General features: G+C 71.1%; 19 protein-coding genes and 1 pseudogene. 14 read left to right on the top strand and 6 right to left on the bottom strand.

The genetic code is table 11. From position 1 onward, the window contains the following. Nucleotides 1-47 precede the first annotated feature (47 nt). Nucleotides 48-1,499, top strand: coding sequence for an aldehyde dehydrogenase family protein (locus ASG76_RS13170; RefSeq protein ID WP_056603908.1), 1,452 nt, complete (start codon nt 48-50; stop codon nt 1,497-1,499). A gap of 27 nt (nt 1,500-1,526) precedes the next feature. Here ASG76_RS13170 and ASG76_RS13175 read toward each other — a convergent pair whose 3' ends face one another. Further along, the gene (locus ASG76_RS13175; protein ID WP_056603911.1) at nt 1,527-2,267 is read right to left on the bottom strand and encodes a FadR/GntR family transcriptional regulator; all 741 of its coding nucleotides are present in this window, start codon (nt 2,265-2,267) and stop codon (nt 1,527-1,529) included. A gap of 247 nt (nt 2,268-2,514) precedes the next feature. Between ASG76_RS13175 and ASG76_RS13180 the strand changes: the two genes are divergently transcribed. The 10 genes from ASG76_RS13180 (at nt 2,515) to ASG76_RS13225 (ending at nt 11,936) form a co-directional block, all read left to right on the top strand. Beyond that, a complete protein-coding gene (locus ASG76_RS13180) occupies nt 2,515-3,072 on the top strand; it encodes a nuclear transport factor 2 family protein (RefSeq protein ID WP_200948170.1) in 558 nt (185 codons plus the stop codon). A gap of 28 nt (nt 3,073-3,100) precedes the next feature. Next, on the top strand, nt 3,101-3,934 hold the full coding sequence (locus tag ASG76_RS13185; RefSeq protein WP_056603914.1) for a fumarylacetoacetate hydrolase family protein: 834 nt from the start codon (nt 3,101-3,103) through the stop codon (nt 3,932-3,934). A 103-nt stretch (nt 3,935-4,037) separates the two neighbouring features. After that, nucleotides 4,038-5,144: an ABC transporter substrate-binding protein gene (locus ASG76_RS13190; RefSeq protein WP_082587505.1), complete on the top strand. Its 1,107-nt coding sequence runs from the start codon at nt 4,038-4,040 to the stop codon at nt 5,142-5,144. A 44-nt stretch (nt 5,145-5,188) separates the two neighbouring features. Next, entirely contained in the window at nt 5,189-6,697 is a 1,509-nt protein-coding gene (locus tag ASG76_RS13195; RefSeq protein ID WP_056603921.1) for an ATP-binding cassette domain-containing protein, read from the top strand. Between the two features lie 24 nt (nt 6,698-6,721). After that, complete coding sequence (locus tag ASG76_RS13200; RefSeq protein ID WP_056603924.1) at nt 6,722-7,780, top strand: ABC transporter permease; 1,059 nt, start codon at nt 6,722-6,724, stop codon at nt 7,778-7,780. After that, a complete protein-coding gene (locus tag ASG76_RS13205) occupies nt 7,777-8,805 on the top strand; it encodes an ABC transporter permease (RefSeq protein WP_082587507.1) in 1,029 nt (342 codons plus the stop codon). The genes ASG76_RS13200 and ASG76_RS13205 overlap by 4 nt, the downstream gene beginning before the upstream one ends. After that, nucleotides 8,802-9,692 carry a sugar phosphate isomerase/epimerase family protein gene (locus tag ASG76_RS13210; protein WP_082587508.1) on the top strand — a complete coding sequence of 297 codons (891 nt, stop codon included), beginning with the start codon at nt 8,802-8,804 and terminating at the stop codon, nt 9,690-9,692. The genes ASG76_RS13205 and ASG76_RS13210 overlap by 4 nt, the downstream gene beginning before the upstream one ends. Next, nucleotides 9,689-10,858 carry a Gfo/Idh/MocA family protein gene (locus ASG76_RS13215; RefSeq protein WP_056603930.1) on the top strand — a complete coding sequence of 390 codons (1,170 nt, stop codon included), beginning with the start codon at nt 9,689-9,691 and terminating at the stop codon, nt 10,856-10,858. The genes ASG76_RS13210 and ASG76_RS13215 overlap by 4 nt, the downstream gene beginning before the upstream one ends. Further along, on the top strand, nt 10,855-11,202 hold the full coding sequence (locus ASG76_RS13220) for a hypothetical protein (protein WP_056603932.1): 348 nt from the start codon (nt 10,855-10,857) through the stop codon (nt 11,200-11,202). The genes ASG76_RS13215 and ASG76_RS13220 overlap by 4 nt, the downstream gene beginning before the upstream one ends. 107 nt (nt 11,203-11,309) lie before the next feature. Next, entirely contained in the window at nt 11,310-11,936 is a 627-nt protein-coding gene (locus ASG76_RS13225) for a histidine phosphatase family protein (protein WP_056603935.1), read from the top strand. A gap of 350 nt (nt 11,937-12,286) precedes the next feature. Here ASG76_RS13225 and ASG76_RS19870 read toward each other — a convergent pair. Further along, a pseudogene (locus ASG76_RS19870) lies at nt 12,287-12,616 on the bottom strand (hypothetical protein); the annotation flags it as partial. Nucleotides 12,617-12,772: 156 nt separating this feature from the next. On the opposite strand from ASG76_RS19870, the gene ASG76_RS13235 reads away from it, so the two are divergent. Next, nucleotides 12,773-13,192 (top strand): ion channel, encoded by a 420-nt coding sequence (locus tag ASG76_RS13235; protein ID WP_157559106.1) that lies wholly within the window; start codon nt 12,773-12,775, stop codon nt 13,190-13,192. A 31-nt stretch (nt 13,193-13,223) separates the two neighbouring features. Beyond that, nucleotides 13,224-13,700 carry a glutathione peroxidase gene (locus ASG76_RS13240; protein ID WP_056603944.1) on the top strand — a complete coding sequence of 159 codons (477 nt, stop codon included), beginning with the start codon at nt 13,224-13,226 and terminating at the stop codon, nt 13,698-13,700. Nucleotides 13,701-13,704: 4 nt separating this feature from the next. Here ASG76_RS13240 and ASG76_RS13245 read toward each other — a convergent pair whose 3' ends face one another. Genes ASG76_RS13245 through ASG76_RS13260 form a run of 4 tightly spaced genes read right to left on the bottom strand, consistent with a single transcriptional unit; the run spans nt 13,705 to nt 16,142 of the window. Then, nucleotides 13,705-14,973, bottom strand: coding sequence for a glutathionylspermidine synthase family protein (locus ASG76_RS13245; RefSeq protein WP_056603948.1), 1,269 nt, complete (start codon nt 14,971-14,973; stop codon nt 13,705-13,707). After that, nucleotides 14,973-15,431, bottom strand: a complete 459-nt coding sequence (locus ASG76_RS13250; protein WP_056603952.1) for a DUF350 domain-containing protein — start codon at nt 15,429-15,431, stop codon at nt 14,973-14,975. The genes ASG76_RS13245 and ASG76_RS13250 overlap by 1 nt, the downstream gene beginning before the upstream one ends. 46 nt (nt 15,432-15,477) lie before the next feature. Further along, nucleotides 15,478-15,864 (bottom strand): hypothetical protein, encoded by a 387-nt coding sequence (locus ASG76_RS13255; RefSeq protein ID WP_235529593.1) that lies wholly within the window; start codon nt 15,862-15,864, stop codon nt 15,478-15,480. Further along, a complete protein-coding gene (locus ASG76_RS13260) occupies nt 15,861-16,142 on the bottom strand; it encodes a GNAT family N-acetyltransferase (RefSeq protein WP_056603959.1) in 282 nt (93 codons plus the stop codon). The genes ASG76_RS13255 and ASG76_RS13260 overlap by 4 nt, the downstream gene beginning before the upstream one ends. A 60-nt stretch (nt 16,143-16,202) precedes the next feature. Here ASG76_RS13260 and ASG76_RS13265 point away from each other — a divergent pair, with 60 nt between their 5' ends. Beyond that, on the top strand, nt 16,203-17,582 hold the full coding sequence (locus ASG76_RS13265) for an NAD-dependent malic enzyme (protein ID WP_056603962.1): 1,380 nt from the start codon (nt 16,203-16,205) through the stop codon (nt 17,580-17,582). Nucleotides 17,583-17,596: the final 14 nt, after the last annotated feature.

Here is a 17,596-nt window from a genome sequence, read left to right on the forward strand (position 1 = left end):
CCGGCCGGCAGGACCAGCCCTGGAGCTGGGGAACAGGTGGTGGACCCATGCCGCAGCTCGCGCTCAGGACCCTCATGGTCCTCGCAGGCGGGGAGACCGCTGCCATCGACGACGACTGGATCGAGGTGCTCGAGCCCGCGACCGGTGCCGTCCTCAGCGAGGTGCCACGCGGCCGGGCCGCCGACGTCGACGCCGCGACACAAGCAGCGGCACAGGCCTTCCCGTCCTGGCGGGCGGTGTCGGCGACCGAGCGCGGGCGCGCGCTCAACCGGCTGGCCGACCTGCTGGACCACGAGCGCGAGGAGCTCGCGCAGCTGCTGTGCAGGGAGACGGGCAACGCGATCCGCACCCAGTCGCGACCCGAGATCGGGTCGGCGATCGACATCCTCCGCTACTTCGCCGGCGTCGCCCAGGAGACCAAGGGTGAGACCGTCCCGCTGGGTCCGGGGATCTTCAACTACACCGTGCGCGAGCCGATGGGCGTGGTCGGCGCGATGACCCCGTGGAACGCACCGGTGCAGCTGGCCGTGGTGAAGGCCGCCGCAGCCATCGTCACCGGCAACACCGTCGTCCTGAAGGCGTCCGAGGAGGCTCCCCTGACGGTGCTGCGCGTGGCCCGGCTCGCGCAGGACGTGCTCCCCCCGGGTGTCCTCAACGTCGTGACGGGTCTCGGCCCCGAGGCCGGCGCGGCGCTGCTGGAGGACCGGAAGGTCGCCAAGCTCTCGTTCACCGGCTCGACGCGCGTGGGGCGCGTGGTGATGCGAGCGGCGGCCGACCGCATCATCCCGGTCTCGCTCGAGCTGGGGGGAAAGAGCCCGGCCGTCGTCTGCGCGGACGCCGACGACGACGAGACCGCGCGCGGTGTCGTCAACGGCATGCGGTTCCACCGCCAGGGACAGTCGTGCACCGCGGGCAGCAGGCTCTACGTCCACGACGCGGTCTACGACAGCTTCGTCGCCCGCCTCCGCGCGCACGTCGCCGAGCTCGTGGTGGGCGACCCGATGGACGAGCGGTCCGACATGGGCTCGCTCATCAACCAGACGCAGTACGACCGGGTGCGCGGATATGTCCGGGGAGCCCTCAGCGCCGGAGGGGAGCTCCTCGCCGGCACGCATCCCGACGAGTCCGTCCGCGGGGCCGGCTACTACCTCGACCCGATCCTGCTGGGCGGGCTGGCGCCGGACGCGCCTGCCGCGTGCGAGGAGATCTTCGGTCCGGTCATGGTCATCAGCCGCTGGCGCGAGCTCGACGAGGTCGTCGGGCTGTGCAACGACTCGCCCTACGGCCTGGCCGCCTTCGTCTGGACAAAGGACGTCTCGACCGCGCTGAGGCTGGCGCACTCCGTGGAGGCGGGCTGGGTCCAGGTCAATCGCGGCCTCGGGCAGCTGCCGGGCCTGTCGTACGGCGGGGTCAAGGCCAGCGGCATCGGGGGCGAGTTCTCGCTCGAGACCGCCGTCGAGGCCTTCACCCACCGCAAGACCGTGACCATCGGCCTGTAGGCGGCCGTGCGCGCGCCCCGACGTGCGTCACCGCCTGCGATGGCCCCGGCTCGGGCGCGCCTCGACACCGAGGCCCTTGTTGTGCAGCTCGACGGTCGCGGCGGCCTCGACGAGGTCGCCCTGCTCGATCGCCCGGACGAGGTCCTCGTGGATCCCCAGGCGCTCGCGGTGGAACTCCGTCAGGGACATCGGTCCGGCCGATCGCACGGAGATCGTGTGCTCCTCGACCAGGTCGAGCAACGACAGGTAGAGCGAGCTCAGGATCTCCGAGCGGGCCGTGGCGGCGATCTTGGAGTGGAGCTCCCAGTTGGAGTGCAGGAACTCGATGCCGTCCTCCTCGCGCAGGGCGTCCCTCATCCTCGCCAGCGCCTGCTCCATCGCCGCGACGTCGGCGCGCGTGGCGTACAGGCACGCGTCCTCCACCACGAGAGCCTCGAGGGCGTTGCGGATCCTCACCGCCTCCCCGACCGTGGACCGGTCGATGTTGAGGCCCAGCAAGGCGTTGCCCAGGCGCGCCATCGGCGACTGCTCGGCGACGAAGACGCCACCGCCCGGGCCCGGACGCACCGTGACCAGTCCTCGCGACTGCAGGAGCCGCAGCGTCTCGTTGAACGACGCCAGCGACAGCGAGGCGTCGACGGAGGCCCGCACCTCCTCCTTGGTGCCGAGGCGGGCGCCGGTCTGCTGGCCGGCGAGGATGTCGGCGAGCTTCGCTGCTGCCACCTCCGCGCGCGAGGAGCCGAAGGAGGTGCCGCGGGTCGAGGCCATCGGGGTCCCACTCTCTGTGGTGTCGGGAAATCCAGCCTAATTCATCATGATGGTTATTGACATTTGCTGGCGCACCCGGCACTCTATCAATTAATAGCGATTGATTCTGATGGTGCGCCGGGCGTCACGGCGGACCTCGGCAGCGGGCCACGCGCGGAGTGCGGCGACGGCCCCCCGGACGCCGCGTGCTGCAGCGACCCCTCCGGCCCCCACCAGTGTCGTACGGCACCGAGAGCAAGGACCCCCCGTGACCAGCGAAACGATCCAGCACGACACCGCCCCGGGTGAGGTCGACCTCTCCGTCGACATCGCCTCGATGACCCGCGAGGAGCTCATCGCGCACAACCTGCGCGTGGTCGAGGCCCACTTCCACAACGAGTCACCCGAGCTCGTCGACCGTGCCATCGCCCTCTACGGGCCCGAGGTGGTGTGGGAGGCACCGGCTCGAGGGGTGCTCCTCACCGACCCGGCGGAGGTGAAGGACGCCTACATGGGCATCTACCGCACGGTGCACTTCAACAAGGCCACCACGCTGCGACGCTTCGCCACCGAGGACTACGTCTTCGACGACCAGGTCATCGACATGACGGTCGTCGGTGAGGAGATGCCCCACCTCGGCTTCGCGCCGGGCGACCGCATCAGCATGCGGCTCGTGCACTGCTTCGAGATGAAGGACGGGCGGATCGCACGCGAGATCGCCTACGAGGTCTGCCGGCCCTTCAAGGGCCCGACCGACGTCGACTCGATCCCGGAGGGATCGGTCAGCGAGGAGTTCAACGACGGACCGCACTTCGGTCAGTGGTGACGAGCACCGGGAAAGAGGAGGCACCGACATGAAGCTGACTGGACTCGTCCTCGGGGGCGTACGGCACATCGGGGCGATCGAGGACGGACAGGTCCGTGACCTCGGACCGGCACCGGGCTTCTTCGCAGACCCGGGCGCCGCCCTGGCGAACCCCGGCGGCGACATGCACGACCTGGACACCGTCGAGCTGGCACCCGCGGTGCCCGAGACGTCGCGGATCTTCTGCGTCGGCATCAACTACCGCAGCCATGCTGCGGAGTCGAAGGACCTGGCCGGGCTCGACGAGCCGACCGTGCCGATGATCTTCGGCCGGTGGCAGCAGAGCCTCGTGGTCGACGGCACGCCCGTCCCGGTCCCGCCCAACGAGCCGGGCCTGGACTGGGAGGTCGAGCTGGCGGTGGTCATCGGACGCCGGGTCTGGCGCGCGGACGAGGACACCGCGCTGGACGCCGTGCTCGGCTACGCGGCGTTCAACGACCTGAGCGCCCGCACCAAGCAGCTGGAGACGGCGCAGTTCACCGTCGGGAAGAACGCGGACAGGAGCGGCCCCATCAGTCCTGTCGTGACCAAGGACGAGGTGGGCGACCCGCGGCTCGGGCTGCGGGTCACCACCGAGGTCAACGGACGCCTGCGACAGGACGGCAACACGCGCGACCTCATCCACAGCGTCCCTCGCATCATCGCCTACATCACCGACACGCTCACCCTGCTGCCCGGAGACGTCATCGCGACGGGCACGCCCGGCGGAGTGGGGGCCGGGCTCAAGCCGCCGGTCTTCCTCCGACCCGGGGACGAGGTCGTCGTCACCGTCGAGTCGGTCGGACAGGTCCGCAACCCGATCGTCGACGACATCGTGCGATGACACGCGTCCCAGCACGGCCACGGGAGGAACAGCACACGCGGTGTCGGGTCATCGCTCCAGGTCCGCACCAGGTGCGGCGACACTTCCAAGGAGACACGCAGACATGAAGACACTGAATCGATCACGGCAGGTGGTGCCCGCGCTGGTGGCGACGGCGGTCGTGCTCGCCACCGCGGGATGCGGGTCGGACTCCGGCGCCGACGGCGGATCCGGCGCGGACGACAGCGGCGACTACACCGTCGCCCTCAGCGTCGCGTTCACCGGCAACGCCTGGCGCAAGTCGATGATCCAGGGCTGGGAGCACGCCGCGCAGGCGGCCAAGGACGCCGGCAGGATCTCCGACTTCAAGGTCTCCGTGGCCCCCGACGGCACCGCGACCTCGCAGATCTCCCAGATCCAGAGCCTCATCCTGGAGAGCCCGGACGCGCTCAACATCGACGCCGAGTCGCCCACCGCCCTCAACCCCGTCATCAAGCAGGCGTGCGACGCGGGCATCGACGTCATCGTCTTCGACCAGACCACCGACGCCACCGACGACTGCGCGACGTTCCTCTACAACCCCCTCAAGGACTACGGAGCGGCCATCGCGGCGTCGGTCGCCGAGCAGATGGGTGGCTCCGGCAACATGATCGTCGTCGAGGGCGTGGTGGGCGGCAAGCCCAACGCGGAGATCCTGTCGGGCGTCGAGGAGACCCTGCAGGGCTATCCCGACATCGATGTGGTCTCCAAGGTCGTGGGCGAGTCGAGCGACTCGGTCACCGAGAAGGCGCTCACCGGCGTGCTCCCCACGCTCGACGAGGTCGGCGGAGTCATCTCCTGGGGCGGGACGAGCGGCATCCTCAGCGCCTTCGAGAAGGCCGACCGGCCGCTGCCCGCCCTCGCCTTCGACAACAGCGGCGAGAGCCTGCGCAAGCTCGCCGAGCTCTACGGCCAGGACCCGGACTTCTCGGGCGGCGGCGTGTTCACCGATCCGGGCCAGGGTGCTGCCGCCTTCCAGGCCACGATGCTGATGAAGGAGGGCACCAAGCTCCCGAAGAACATCATCACGCCGGTCATCAACGTCCCCAAGGACGACCTGGACGCCTGGATCGCCGTCACCGGACCCGGAGCCGTCGCCCAGTGGCTGTGGACCGAGGACGACGTGCAGCAGGTGATCGACACCCAGGGCGCCGACCTCCACGAGCCGGCCATCCCGGACGAGTCCCTGTAGGGACCATGCGACGAGCGACGACCTCCGACCCGGATCCCCAGGCGATGAACCGCACGCAGGAGCGAGAGCGGATGTTCGACCTCGTCGGCGTCTCGAAGCGCTACGGCCGGACGAAGGCGCTCAGCGACGTCACGCTGGGGCTCGAGCCCGGCGAGTTCCTCGGGGTCGTGGGCCACAACGGTGCCGGCAAGAGCACTCTGATGCGTGTCCTTGCCGGCACCGAACCGGCCTCGTCCGGCCGGCTCGCGCTTCACGGCCGGGCCGCTCCCGAGCCCTACGGCCCGAACACGGCCCGGGCGCTGGGTGTGTCCTGCTCGGCCCAGACCTCGATGCTGTGCGAGGACCTGAGGGCCTACGAGAACGTCTTCATCCTCGACCCCGACTTCCGGGGCGGCAGGCGGGCTGCGCGGGAGGCGGTGGTCGGGGCCGTCGAGCGGCTGTTCCCCAGCATCACCCTCGACCCGGACGTCAGGGCAGGCTCGCTGAGCGTCGTGCACCGGCAGGCGCTCCAGCTGGCGCTGGTCGCGCGCGGCCTGTCGCGGCCCGACTCCGTGCTGCTCCTGGACGAGCCCACCGCGTCCCTCCCCGACGAGCTGTCCGACGAGCTCTTCACCGGCATCAAGGAGCTGGTCCACGGTCGGCGCTCGGTCGTGCTCATCACCCACAAGGTGCGCGAGGTCCTGGAGCAGTGCCAGCGGATCGTGGCGATGGCCGCGGGACGCGTCATCCTCGACTCTCCCACCGCGGCGCTCGACTTCGACGGTGTCATCAGCGCGATGGCCGGCACCGAGCTGAGCGCGGCCCACCGCTCGGCCACCGGTCCCACGCGGGCCAGCGGCTCCGCCGTGGTCGGACCCCCTGCCGAGCCCGTCCTGAGCCTCGAGGTCGGTGGCCTGCGAGAGGACTCACCCGGACGCCTGGTCGTCCGCGCGGGTGAGGTCGTCGGCCTCGGGGGCCTGGAGGGCCAGGGCCAGAGCGACGTGCTCGAACGGGCGTGGACCTCGCTGCGGATGTCGCTCCGAGGCCCCGGACGACCGAGCCGCACACGACGTCCCAGCACCGCCTTCGTCACCGGCGACCGCGCCGGCGCGGGGCTCTTCCTGCTGTGGTCGATCGAGCAGAACGTGGTCGCCAGCAGCCTGGGCCGGGTGTCGCGCTCACGCGTCCTGAGCCGGCGGCGGGAGGCGGCGGTGGCCGAGCACTGGATCGACGAGCTGGGCATCATCGGCCGGCGCCAGGACAACATCATGACCCTCAGCGGCGGGAACCAGCAGAAGGTCCTCTTCGCCCGGGCGCTCGCGGACGACCCACGGCTCCTGATCCTGGACGACCCGTTCCGGGGGGTCGACGTGGGGAGCAAGCTCGACTCCTACGACCTGCTGCAACGCCTAGCCGCCGAGCAGGGAGTGGCGATCCTCTGGTACTCCAGCGAGCTCGACGAGCTCCAGCGCTGCGACGCCGTGTACGTCATGTACCAGGGCCGGCTGGTGCGACGCGTGGGCGCGGGAGAGCTCACCAGCAACACCTTCTTGACCAGCTCCTTCCAGAGCTGACCGACGTCTTCAGGGAGTGAACCCATGTCACCCACGGTCCAGGTCCGCCCGCCGTCGAGCCCGGCGTCGCGCGTCGTCACGATCGCGAAGGCCCACGCGAGGGACAGCAGCAGCGTCGTCATCGCGTCGCTGGCCCTGCTCGTGCTCATCGTCTGGGCCGCGACGCTGAACGATCGCGTCCTGTCCTACCTCGGGCTGTCGCTGCTGCTCCAGAGCTCGGTCGTGCTGGTCTTCGCGGCCTGCAGCGCGGCGTTCGTCATCCTCATCGGGGACATCGACCTCGGCATCGGCAACTTCATCGGTCTGGCCAACGTGGTCGCCGCGGTCCACCTCGCCACACGTCCCGTCGTCGGGGTGCTCCTCCTCGTGGCGATGATCGCCGCCTACGGCGCTCTCGCCGTCCTCATCGAGGCGGTCCAGATCCCGGCGATCGTCGCCACCCTCGGTGCGGCGTTCGTGTGGTTTGGGCTCGCGACCCTGGTGCTCCCTCAGCCGGGAGGCGCGGCGCCCGCCTGGCTGTCGGCGCTGCTCCAGTCCCGTCCGCCGCTGCTTCCGGTCGCGATCTGGTTGGCTCTCGCCACCGGCGCCGTCTTCCACGGCGTGCTGTTCCACACCCGGACCGGGCTCGACCTGAGGGCGCTGGGCTCGAACCGGGCCAACCTCGTCCGCACCGGCGTCTCCGCACTCCGGTTGCGGGTGGTCGCCTACCTCGTCGCGGGGCTGCTCGGGGTGCTTGCCGGCATCGCGCTCACGGGCATCACCGGCGGGGGCAACGCGACGGGCACGGCGCAGTACACACTGCTCGCCGTGGGTGGGGTCATCCTCGGTGGCGGCGAGTTCAGCGGTGGTCGGATCTCCGTCGTCGGGGCGGTGCTCGGCGCGCTGAGCCTGGCGATGGTCGGCTCGGTCGTGTCGCTGGTCGGCCTGTCGTCGGTGTGGCAGAGCGCCGTGGTCGGGGTGGTCCTCATCGTGATCGTCGCGCTGCGCCGGGTCCGCCAGGGGCTGGAGCAGCTCCTGCTCCGCCGTCAGCTGTCCCACCAGCTGGCGGAGGAGCGCGCGATGCTCGAGGGGGGCTCGCGATGACGCCTGATGCGCCGCCCACCGATGCACCCCTGCGGATCCGCACCTCCGACCCGGCCGCGGCCGAGCCGACGGCCCGCGGCGAGCGCACCGGCGAGGCCTTCCGGCGGGTGCCCCCCGCGGCCTGGCCGCTCCTGGCTTCGGTCGTCCTCTGGATCGTGATCTGGCTCATCGCAGGCCGTGGCCTCCCGGGGATCGCTGCGGGTGCGCTCGACAGCTCCTCGATCCTGATCGTGGTCGGCCTCGGCCAGCTCATCGTGATCACCACCGGCAACGCCAACATCGACCTGTCGATCCCCAGCACGATGACCCTCGCCGCCTACGTCAGCGCCGTCGCCCTCGACGGAGATGCCGGACGGGTGCCGATCGCAGTGGCGGCGACGATCGCCTGCGGAGCCGCGATCGGCCTCGTCAACGCCCTGCTCATCCGCCTCTTCGACCTGCCGGCCATCATCGCCACCATGGCCGTGGCCTTCATCCTGGACAGCCTCTCGCTGCGACTGTCCGAGGAGCTCACGACCGGCATCCCTCCTGGCATCTCCAGCGTGCTGGCGTCGCACACCCTCGGAGTCCTCAACCTCGTCTGGATCGCGGTGGCGGTGAGCGTCGCGGGCGCCTTCGTCCTGGCCCGCACCACGTGGGGCCGCTGCCTCTCCGGCATCGGCCAGGACCGGCGGGTGGCCTTCTTCGCCGGTTATCGCTGGCGGGCGGGAGAGGCCGCGGCCTTCGTGGCGTCCGGCGTCCTCGCGGCGGTGGGCGGTCTGCTCGCGGGCTGGGACGTCGGGGCCGAGATCGGTCTGGGAGCGCCCTACCTGCTGTCGTCGGTCGCGGTCGTGGTGCTCGGCGGCACCCTCATCACCGGTGGCAAGTCCTACGTCCTGGGCCTCTGGGGCGGCGCGGTGCTGCTCAGCCTGATCCTCACCCTCGTGATCACGATGGGCCTGAGCACCGCCTACCAGAACATCACCCAGGGCGTGCTGATCCTGGTCATCCTGGGGATCAGCTCGCGCGCGAGGCGAGCAGCATGACCGGCCGAGTCGCGACCGGAGCACGCCCGGTGGTCGAGACGATCCTGTGGGAGGGCAACGTCCGGGCCCTGGGCCTGCCCGACCGCGTCGAGGTGGCCCGGCGTCTCGGCTGCCGCAAGATGTCGCTGTCGCCCCACACGCTCCAGACCTGGCGGGCGGACGGGCTGTCCCTCGCCCAGATCGAGGACATCTGCGGCGAGGTGAGGCTCGCGCACCTCGATCCGCTGGTCCGCTGGAACCGCGGACACCACCCCGACGACCTGAGCCCGCAGCTCCAGGAGTTCTCGACGACGTCGCAGGACGACTTCTTCGCCTGCGCGGAGCTCCTCGGCGTCGAGTCGATCACCTTGCCGGCGATCGTCGCGGGCGAGCGCGCCACCCCCGAGGAGCTGGCCGACGACTTCGCGCGGGTGTGTGACCGGGCGCGTCCGCTCGGCATCCGGTGCGACCTGGAGTTCCTGCCCTACTGGAGCGGCGTACGCACCCTGGGCGCGGCGGTAGAGATCGTCGAGCGCGCCGGTCGCGACAACGGGAAGGTGCTCTTCGACGTCTACCACTTCGTCCGTGGGGGAGGCACCCCGGACGAGGTCCTGGATGTGGACGGACGCCTCATCGCGGCGATCCAGCTCTCGGACGGCGCTGTGCAGCCACCGGTGGGCGTCGACCTCGTCCACGACATGCTCAACTCGCGCTTGCTGCCGGGGCAGGGCCAGTTCGACCTGGGGAGGATCGTGGCCGCGCTGAAGGCCATCGGCGCGGGCCGGGTCGTCGGCGTCGAGGTGTTCAGCACCGAGCTCGACCGGCTCGACCGCGACGACCTGGCGGCAGCGCTGGCCGTTGCCGGCGAGGGCGTCGTCGCCGACTTCCTGGACGGCGGACCTCGATGACCGACGACGTGCACGACGCCGCCGCCCGCGGGCGCCTGCGCTACGGGATCGTGGGCCTGGGCTTCATCGCCCAGCTCCACCTGGCGGCGCTCGAACGGCTGACCCACTACTGCGACGTCGAGCTCGAGGCGGTGGCGGGGGTGGACGTCGACCCCGCTGTCGTCAGGGCCTTCCCCTTGCGTCTGCCGCGCGTCTCCGGCGACCACCGCGACGTCACGCGGGCAGACGACGTGGACGTGGTGGTCGTCGCGACCCCCAACGACCAGCACGCCACGGTCGTCGTCGACGCGCTGCGCCACGGCAAGCTCGTGGTCTGCGAGAAGCCGCTCGCGTCCACCCTCGAGGGCGCCCGGACGATTCACCGGGCCGGGCTCGAGTCGTCGCGCGAGCACTACGTGTCGTTCGTCTTCCGCACCTGGCCGACGGTGGAGCTCGCCAAGCAGCTCATCGATGCGGGGGAGATCGGCGACGTCTTCGGCTACCGGGGTCACATGGTGCACGGGCACGCGCTGGACCCGGGCCATCCCCACTCCTGGCGGATGGACCCGCTGCGGTCCGGTGGCGGCGCGGTCGTCGACATCGGGTCGCACGCCATCGACCTCGCGCGCTACCTCGTCGGAGAGGTCGCAGCGGTGTCCGCGCTGAGCCTGACGGTCATCCCCGAACGTCCCACGGTGCGCGGCGGGAGCCACCGGTCACCGGTGACGGTCGACGATCACACGGCGCTGCTGATGCGGTTCGACAACGACGCGACCGGACAGGTCCTGGTCACCTGGGTGGCCGGCGGGGAGAGCACCGACGTGGCCTTCGAGGTGCTGGGGACGAAGGGCAGCCTGCGCTTCACGTGGCGGCGACCGGAGGAGCTCCACGTCGCTCGCCTCGGTCAGCACCCGCAGACCGTCGTCATCGGCCCGGACGACCCCGACGGTGACCTGCGCTTCCCCGTCGCGGGCCTCGGCCTGGGCTACGTCGACGCGTTCGTGTCGCTGCACAAGCGCGCGGTCGACCACCACCTGGGTCGGGGCGTGGCGTGCCCGACGATCGAGGACGCCTGGCGCTGCGCACTCGTCGTCGATGCCGCCCAGAGGTCCGCGGAGGCGGCCGGCGCGTGGCGCCCGGTCCTCGCGGACGCCCTCGAGCCGGGGTCGGGCATGCTCTCGACATGACCGGGCCGAGCGACCTCCCCACCGAAGACGAGAAGTGGCTGGTGGTCGACGGCCGGCGCTGGCGGCGTACGGACCCGGCGATCCCGGCCGACAAGCTCGCACGACTGAAGTCGCACCTCGGCCGCGGGCGCTCGGGCGTGCGCACCGCGACTACCGACGAGGAGCTCGCCGCCACCCGCCACCGCACGCAGCTGGCCAAGACGGGCCTCGGCGAGCGCGGACCGAAGTGGTGGGAGCAGTCGGACGCCGAGCGTCGGCAGCGCTGGACCTCCGCGCTGGCCGAGCTCGATGCGCTCGACGGTGGCCGGGACACGACCGGCGGGGGTCGCCGGCCGCCGCAGTGAGGTCGTCCGAACGGCTAGGGTGCGCCGCAGTGTTCGGCCACCCGCCGCGCCGTCGGCGTCACGGGTGCCGCTCCTGCTCTCGGGTTCCACGTCGGAAAGGACGTCACATGCGCACGGTCTACGTCATCGCCCACCCTGAGGCGACGCACCACCTCGAGGACGTCGTGGGTGGATGGCACGACTCCTCGTTGACCGCCATGGGTCGCGCGCACGCTGCCCAGATCGCCGCGACGATCCGGCAGATGATCCCCGAGGACGCGACGGTCGAGCTCCACTCCTCGGACCTGAAGCGGTGCGTCGAGGTGGCCGAGGAGCTCGCCCAGACGCTGGACGCGCCGATCAACACCGATCCCGGACTGCGTGAGAAGTCCTACGGCGTCGCCGAAGGACGCCCTCAGGAGTGGCTCGACGAGCGGTTCGTGCCGCCGCCGGCCGACGGCGACCGGATGAATCACTTCGAGGGCGTGGAGGGCTCGGAGACCAAGCGCGAGTTCGCCGAACGCATCTACGCGGCGATGGACAAGGCACTCGCGGGCTCTGCCGAGCACGTCGTGATCGTGTCGCACGGCTTCGCGCTGACGTTCCTGGTCATGGCGTGGAGCCGCATGCCGATCGACGCACTGGGTCACGTCAACCTGCGGAGCTCGTCGGGCGGCATCACGGTCCTGCGCGAGGACGAATTCTTCCGCAACCGCCAGGTCGTCCGGCTCGACAGCGTCGCGCACCTCGCCTGATGAGCCTGCGGACTCGTCGCGGTCCGACGTGGCGGGAGCACCCGGACGCCGAGCGTCGGCAGCACTGGACCTCCGCGCTGGCCGAGCTCGACGCCCTGGACGACTGACTACTTCGGGATGCGGATCTTCTGGCCCGGGAAGATCAGGTCGGGGTTGTCGATGTTGTTGACCCGCGCGAGCACGTGGTAGTCGACGCCGTAGCGGGCACCGATCTCGGAGAGCGTGTCACCCGACTTCACGGTGTAGACCTCATCGGCGTGGGCGGCCTCGCGAGCGTCCTGGCGGGCCTCCTGACGCGCGTCCTGCCGCTCCTCGCGGGCCTCCTGGCGGGCCTCCTGGCGCTTCTCCCGCCGGGCGTTGGCCTTCTCGAGGGCACGCTGGGCGCGCTCGTCGGCCTTGCGCTCGGCCTCTGCGGCGTCCTCCTGGGCCTTGCGCGCCTCGGCCTCGGCGTCCTGACGGGCCTGGTCGGCCTGCGCCTTCTCCTCGTCGGTGGCGGTCGGCAGACCGGCCTTGGCCGCGGCCTCGTCGGCCTTGCGACGCGCCTCGTCGGCACGGGCCTGCGCCTCGACCTTGGCCTTGTCGGCCTCGGCCTGTGCTGCCTCCGCCTCCTTGCGGGCCTCCTCGGCCGCCTCGGCGTCGTCGGTGGTCAGCGCGTCCTTGATCTTGTCCCACACGGACATCAGGTGGTCCTCTCGTCGTGGCCCGACGGGGTGGTCCCCGTCGCGTGGGCCGTCCTCGAACCTAGGCACCGCCCTCCGCGCGCACCACGCACCCAGAGGTGAGGTGCCGGGACCGGCCTACGCTGGCACTCGGGTCGGACCACGAGGAGGAGCACCATGAAGCACCTTGTTCTGGGCACACGACGACTGCCCATCAGCTCGGCCTGGCTGGTGCCGGTCATCTTCTCCGCGGTCCTGCTGGTCGTGGTGTCCGCGGCCGCCGCGGCCGCGATCGAGACCCGCACCGTCGACGGGTTCTGGCGGGGGCTGTGGTGGGCGACGAGCCTGATCACGACGGTCGGCTTCATCGGCGAGCCGCCGGAGACGACGGCGGGCGCCCTGCTCTCCGCGCTGCTGATGGTCGTGGGCTTCCTGACGCTCGCCATGGTCAGCGCGTCACTGGCGGCCCTCTTCGTGCGTGAGGAGGAGATGCCGCTCCTGGAGGAGGAGTCGTCGCGCGAGCAGCAGGTCCTCGACGCGCTCGCCCGCATCGAGCAGCGGCTCGACGCGCTCGAGGCGAGGCTGAGCGCCGAGTGAGCGTGCGGGACCGTTTGGCAGACTCGCGGGCATGACTTCTCTCTCCGACTTCTCGGCGGCCGCGATCGACGGCACCGACACCGACCTCTCGCAGTACGACGGCAAGGTCGTTCTGGTCGTCAACACCGCCTCGCAGTGCGGGTTCACCGGCCAGTACAAGGGTCTCCAGCAGCTCCAGGACACCTACGCCGACCAGGGCCTGGTCGTGCTCGGCTTCCCGTGCGACCAGTTCGGCAACCAGGAGCCCGGCACGGAGGCGGAGATCTCGGAGTTCTGCGAGCGCAACTTCGGCGTGACCTTCCCGCTCTTCTCGAAGGTCGACGTCAACGGCGACGACGCGCACCCGCTCTTCGCATGGCTGAAGGACTCCAAGGGCGGCATGCTCGGCAGCAAGATCAAGTGGAACTTCACCAAGTTCCTCGTGGGCCGCGACGGTCAGGTCATCGACCGCTACGCGCCCACCACGGAGCCGGAGAAGCTCAGCAAGGACATCGAGAAGGCGCTCTGAGGCGCTAGCCGCGCATCGTGGGCGCGTCCGGCCCGACCCGCTCGGCGAGCCACTGCGCGACCTGCTGCTCGCTCGGCGCGAGCCCGTCGGAGATGACGTGGGGCGCGACCCGCGAGAAGTAGTCGGTGACCATGGAGTCCGACTCGCGCACGATCATCCCGGCGGCCTCGCCGTCGACGATCCACGAGCCGAGCACCACGCGGTTGCCCTCGAAGCTGGGCAGCTCGGTGTAGCCCTGGTAGACCCAGCCCTCCGCGCCGTAGCCACCGGGCATCACGACGTCCTCGAGCATGTCGTCGAGGTGGATGCGGATGTTGTCGCCCTCGCGGCCGTGGAGCGGCTTGGCGACCCAGCGCTCGAGGTCGCGCGGCTCGTCGAAGTACGCCGGCAGCAGCAGGCGGTGGCGCGGGAAGAGCTCCCACAGCACCGGCAGGAGCGCCTTGGTGCTGAGCAGCGCCTTCCAGGCGGGCTCGATCCACCGGGTCGGGCGCGCCTCGGCCCGGTCGACGACGTACTGCCCGAACGGCTCGGCGAGCATCTCCTCCCAGGCGTAGAGCTTGAAGGCGTTGCGCAGCGGCTCGTCGTGGACGTCGCGGAACTCTCGGGCGTCGGGGTTCCAGCCGACCTCGGCGACGGGGTGGGCGAGCGCGAGCCACCCGGCCTGGACGGCGGTGTCCATCAGGTAGTGGACGGTCATCTCCATCTCGCCGCCGTCGTAGGAGTCCTCCTCGCCCAGGTCGTAGAGGAAGTGCATCCGGTCGCCGTCGAAGCGCCCCGAGCGGCGCAGCGTGCGCCACGCGGCGACCAGCCGGTCGTGGACGGAGTTCCACTGGTCCATCTCCGGCATCACGTCCTCCATCCAGTTCCACTGGATGATCCCGGTCTCCACGAGACCGGTCGGGGTGTCGCCGTTGATCTCGAGCATCTTGATCGACCCGTCGGCGCCGTAGGCCAGGTCGAAGCGGGAGTAGAGCGCCGGGTCGCGGGCCTCGATGGAGCGGCGTACGACGTCGAGCGAGCCGGGCGGCAGGCCGAGCCGCTCGTCGGTCATCGTGGTGGCCATGTGGGAGACGGCCTGCAGGCACATCGCCCACAGCTCCTCAGTGGCGGCCTCGAGGGCCTCCACCTCCTCCATGGTCACCTCGTACCACGCCTCCTCGTTCCAGTAGGGGAGCTCGGAGCCGTCGGGCATCTTCGTCACCGGGAAGACCAGGCCCTGCTCGACCACGGTGTCGCGCCAGCCCTCACGGGCGCGCGAGCGGTGGCGCCACATCAGGCGATGCTGGCGCAGACGATCGCGCCCACCGACAGCGCGACCGACGCGGCGACGTAGGCCAGCGGGCGCACCGGGCCGGGCTCGGTGATGATGCGGCGCAGGTTGCCCGGGGTGATCGCCTCGACGGCGAAGAACATCACCGTGTTGAGCACGATGCCCACCACGCCGAAGGAGACCGTCCACCCGAGCGCCCACCCCAGCGAGGTCTCGCCGTTGGTCCAGATCGCGGTGAAGAGCACCGCGGCGTTGGAGACCAGCCAGGCGGAGGTCACCACGCCGGCCGAGCGGGAGTGGGCGTGGACCGACTCCATGCCGTTGTCGTCGACGCCGCGCAGGTGGGTGCCGAGGTGGCCGGGCGTGGCCAGGTCGAGGACGTAGTAGGCCACGACGAGCATCGCGCCCCCGACGAGGGCGTAGGCGACGGCGTGGAGCAGGGCGTTGAGCAGGTCGGTCACGAGTTCTCCTGGGAGGGGGGCGGCAGGTGGCGAGGGAGGGCGGGGGTCAGCCGAAGCCGCGCGAGGAGCCGCCGAAGCCACCCTTGGTGGTGCTCGACCTGACGGTGGAGCCGCCGGTGCTGGGCAGGCCGCCGCGCTGGACGGTGCCGTTGAGGGTGCTGCCGCGGAAGGTGCCGCCCGAGGTGGTCTGGCCGATCGCCGGCACGCGCGAGCTGGCGCCGAGGTAGTACCAGAAGAAGCCCGACCCGCTGCCGTTGTAGTCGGAGTCGTCGTCGCACTGGTCGTCGGCGACGCGCTCCTGGGTGTCGGGGTCCACGCACACCGCGGCGTAGTCGGCGCTGGAGGCGCACCCGGTGAGGCTGGAGGCCATCACCGCCGTGATGCCGAGCGAGATGCTTGCGGAGCGCATCCGGCGGCGCGCGGGCGCACTCATGACACGACGAGGTCGGTGTGCTCGGGGTGCTTCTTCACGTAGGCCGCGACGTAGGGACATGACGCGACGACGCGCAACCCCCGCTCACGGGCGTCGGCCAGCGCGCGGCCGGCGAGCGTCGCGGCATGGCCCTGCCCGCCGAACTCGTCGGGGACCTCGGTGTGCACGAGGTCGATCACGTCGCGCGAGAGGCGGTAGTCGATGAAGCCGACCAGCTGGTCACCGGCGCGCAGCTCGTAGCGGCTGCGGTCCGGGGCGTCGGCGAACTCTATGTCCACAACGCGACCCTAGCCTGAGGTGACTTGTGCGTAACCCCGGCGGAGGGGGAGGGTCTGGGCATGGCAGCAACCGCGTCGTCGTACTCGATCACCATGCGGTTGCACACCGCCCCCGACCACCACGTGGTCGGCGCCGTCGCCACCTCGATCGCGCAGGGCGGCGGTGTGGTCACCGCGATCGACGTCACCGAGTCGCGCCACGACCGGCTCGTGGTGGACGTGACCTGCTCGGCGGCCGACGCCCCCCACTCCCAGGAGCTGGTGGCCGCGGTCGACGCGGTCGACGGGGTCACCGTGCACAAGGTCAGCGACCGGACCTTCCTGCTGCACCTCGGCGGCAAGATCGAGGTCTCCTCCAAGGTCCCGCTGCGCACCCGCGACGACCTCTCGATGGCCTACACGCCCGGCGTCGGGCGGGTGTCGATGGCGATCCACGACAACCCCGAGGACGTGCGCCGGCTCACGATCAAGGGCAACTCGGTCGCGGTCGTCACCGACGGCTCGGCCGTGCTGGGGCTGGGCAACATCGGGCCCGGCGCCGCGCTGCCGGTGATGGAGGGCAAGGCCGCGCTGTTCAAGCGCTTCGCCGACATCGACGCCTGGCCCATCTGCCTGGCCACCCAGGACACCGACGAGATCGTGCGCGCGGTCGAGATGATCGCGCCCGGCTTCGGTGGCATCAACCTCGAGGACATCGCCGCTCCGCGCTGCTTCGAGATCGAGGCCCGCCTGCGCGAGTCGCTCGACATCCCGGTCTTCCACGACGACCAGCACGGCACCGCGATCGTCGTGCTCGCGGCGCTGACCAACGCGCTGCGCTGCGTGGAGAAGCAGCTCGCCGACGTGCGGATCGTGGTCTCGGGCGCAGGTGCCGCGGGCACCGCCATCGTGACGCTGCTGCTCGCCGCCGGGGCCCACGACGTCGTCGTCGTCGACCGCGAGGGTGCGCTCGCCGCGGGCGACGAGTCGCTGTCCGCGGCGCACTCCGAGCTCGCGGCCGTGACCAACCCCCGTCGCGCGACCGGGTCGCTGCAGGACGTCCTGGTCGACGCCGACGTCTTCGTCGGCGTCTCGGCCCCGGGCATCCTCAAGGGTAAGTGGATCCCTACGATGGCCGCGAAGCCGGTCGTCTTCGCCCTCGCCAACCCCGACCCGGAGATCGACCCGGCCGAGGCCGACAAGTACGCCGCCGTCGTGGCCTCGGGCCGCTCCGACTACCCCAACCAGATCAACAACGTGCTCGCCTTCCCCGGCGTCTTCCGCGGCCTGCTCGACGCCGGCGCCGACGAGGTCACCACCGACATGCTGCTGCGCGCCGCGCAGGCCATCGCCGACACGGTGAGCGAGGAGGAGCTGCACGCGGCCTTCATCATCCCGAGCGTGTTCCACCCCGACGTCACCAAGCGCGTCGCGGCCGCGATCAGCGGCCGCGAGGGCTGAGGTCGGACCCCGCG

It is taken from the genome of Nocardioides sp. Soil774 (assembly GCF_001428125.1).
In the GTDB taxonomy this organism is placed as follows: domain Bacteria; phylum Actinomycetota; class Actinomycetes; order Propionibacteriales; family Nocardioidaceae; genus Nocardioides.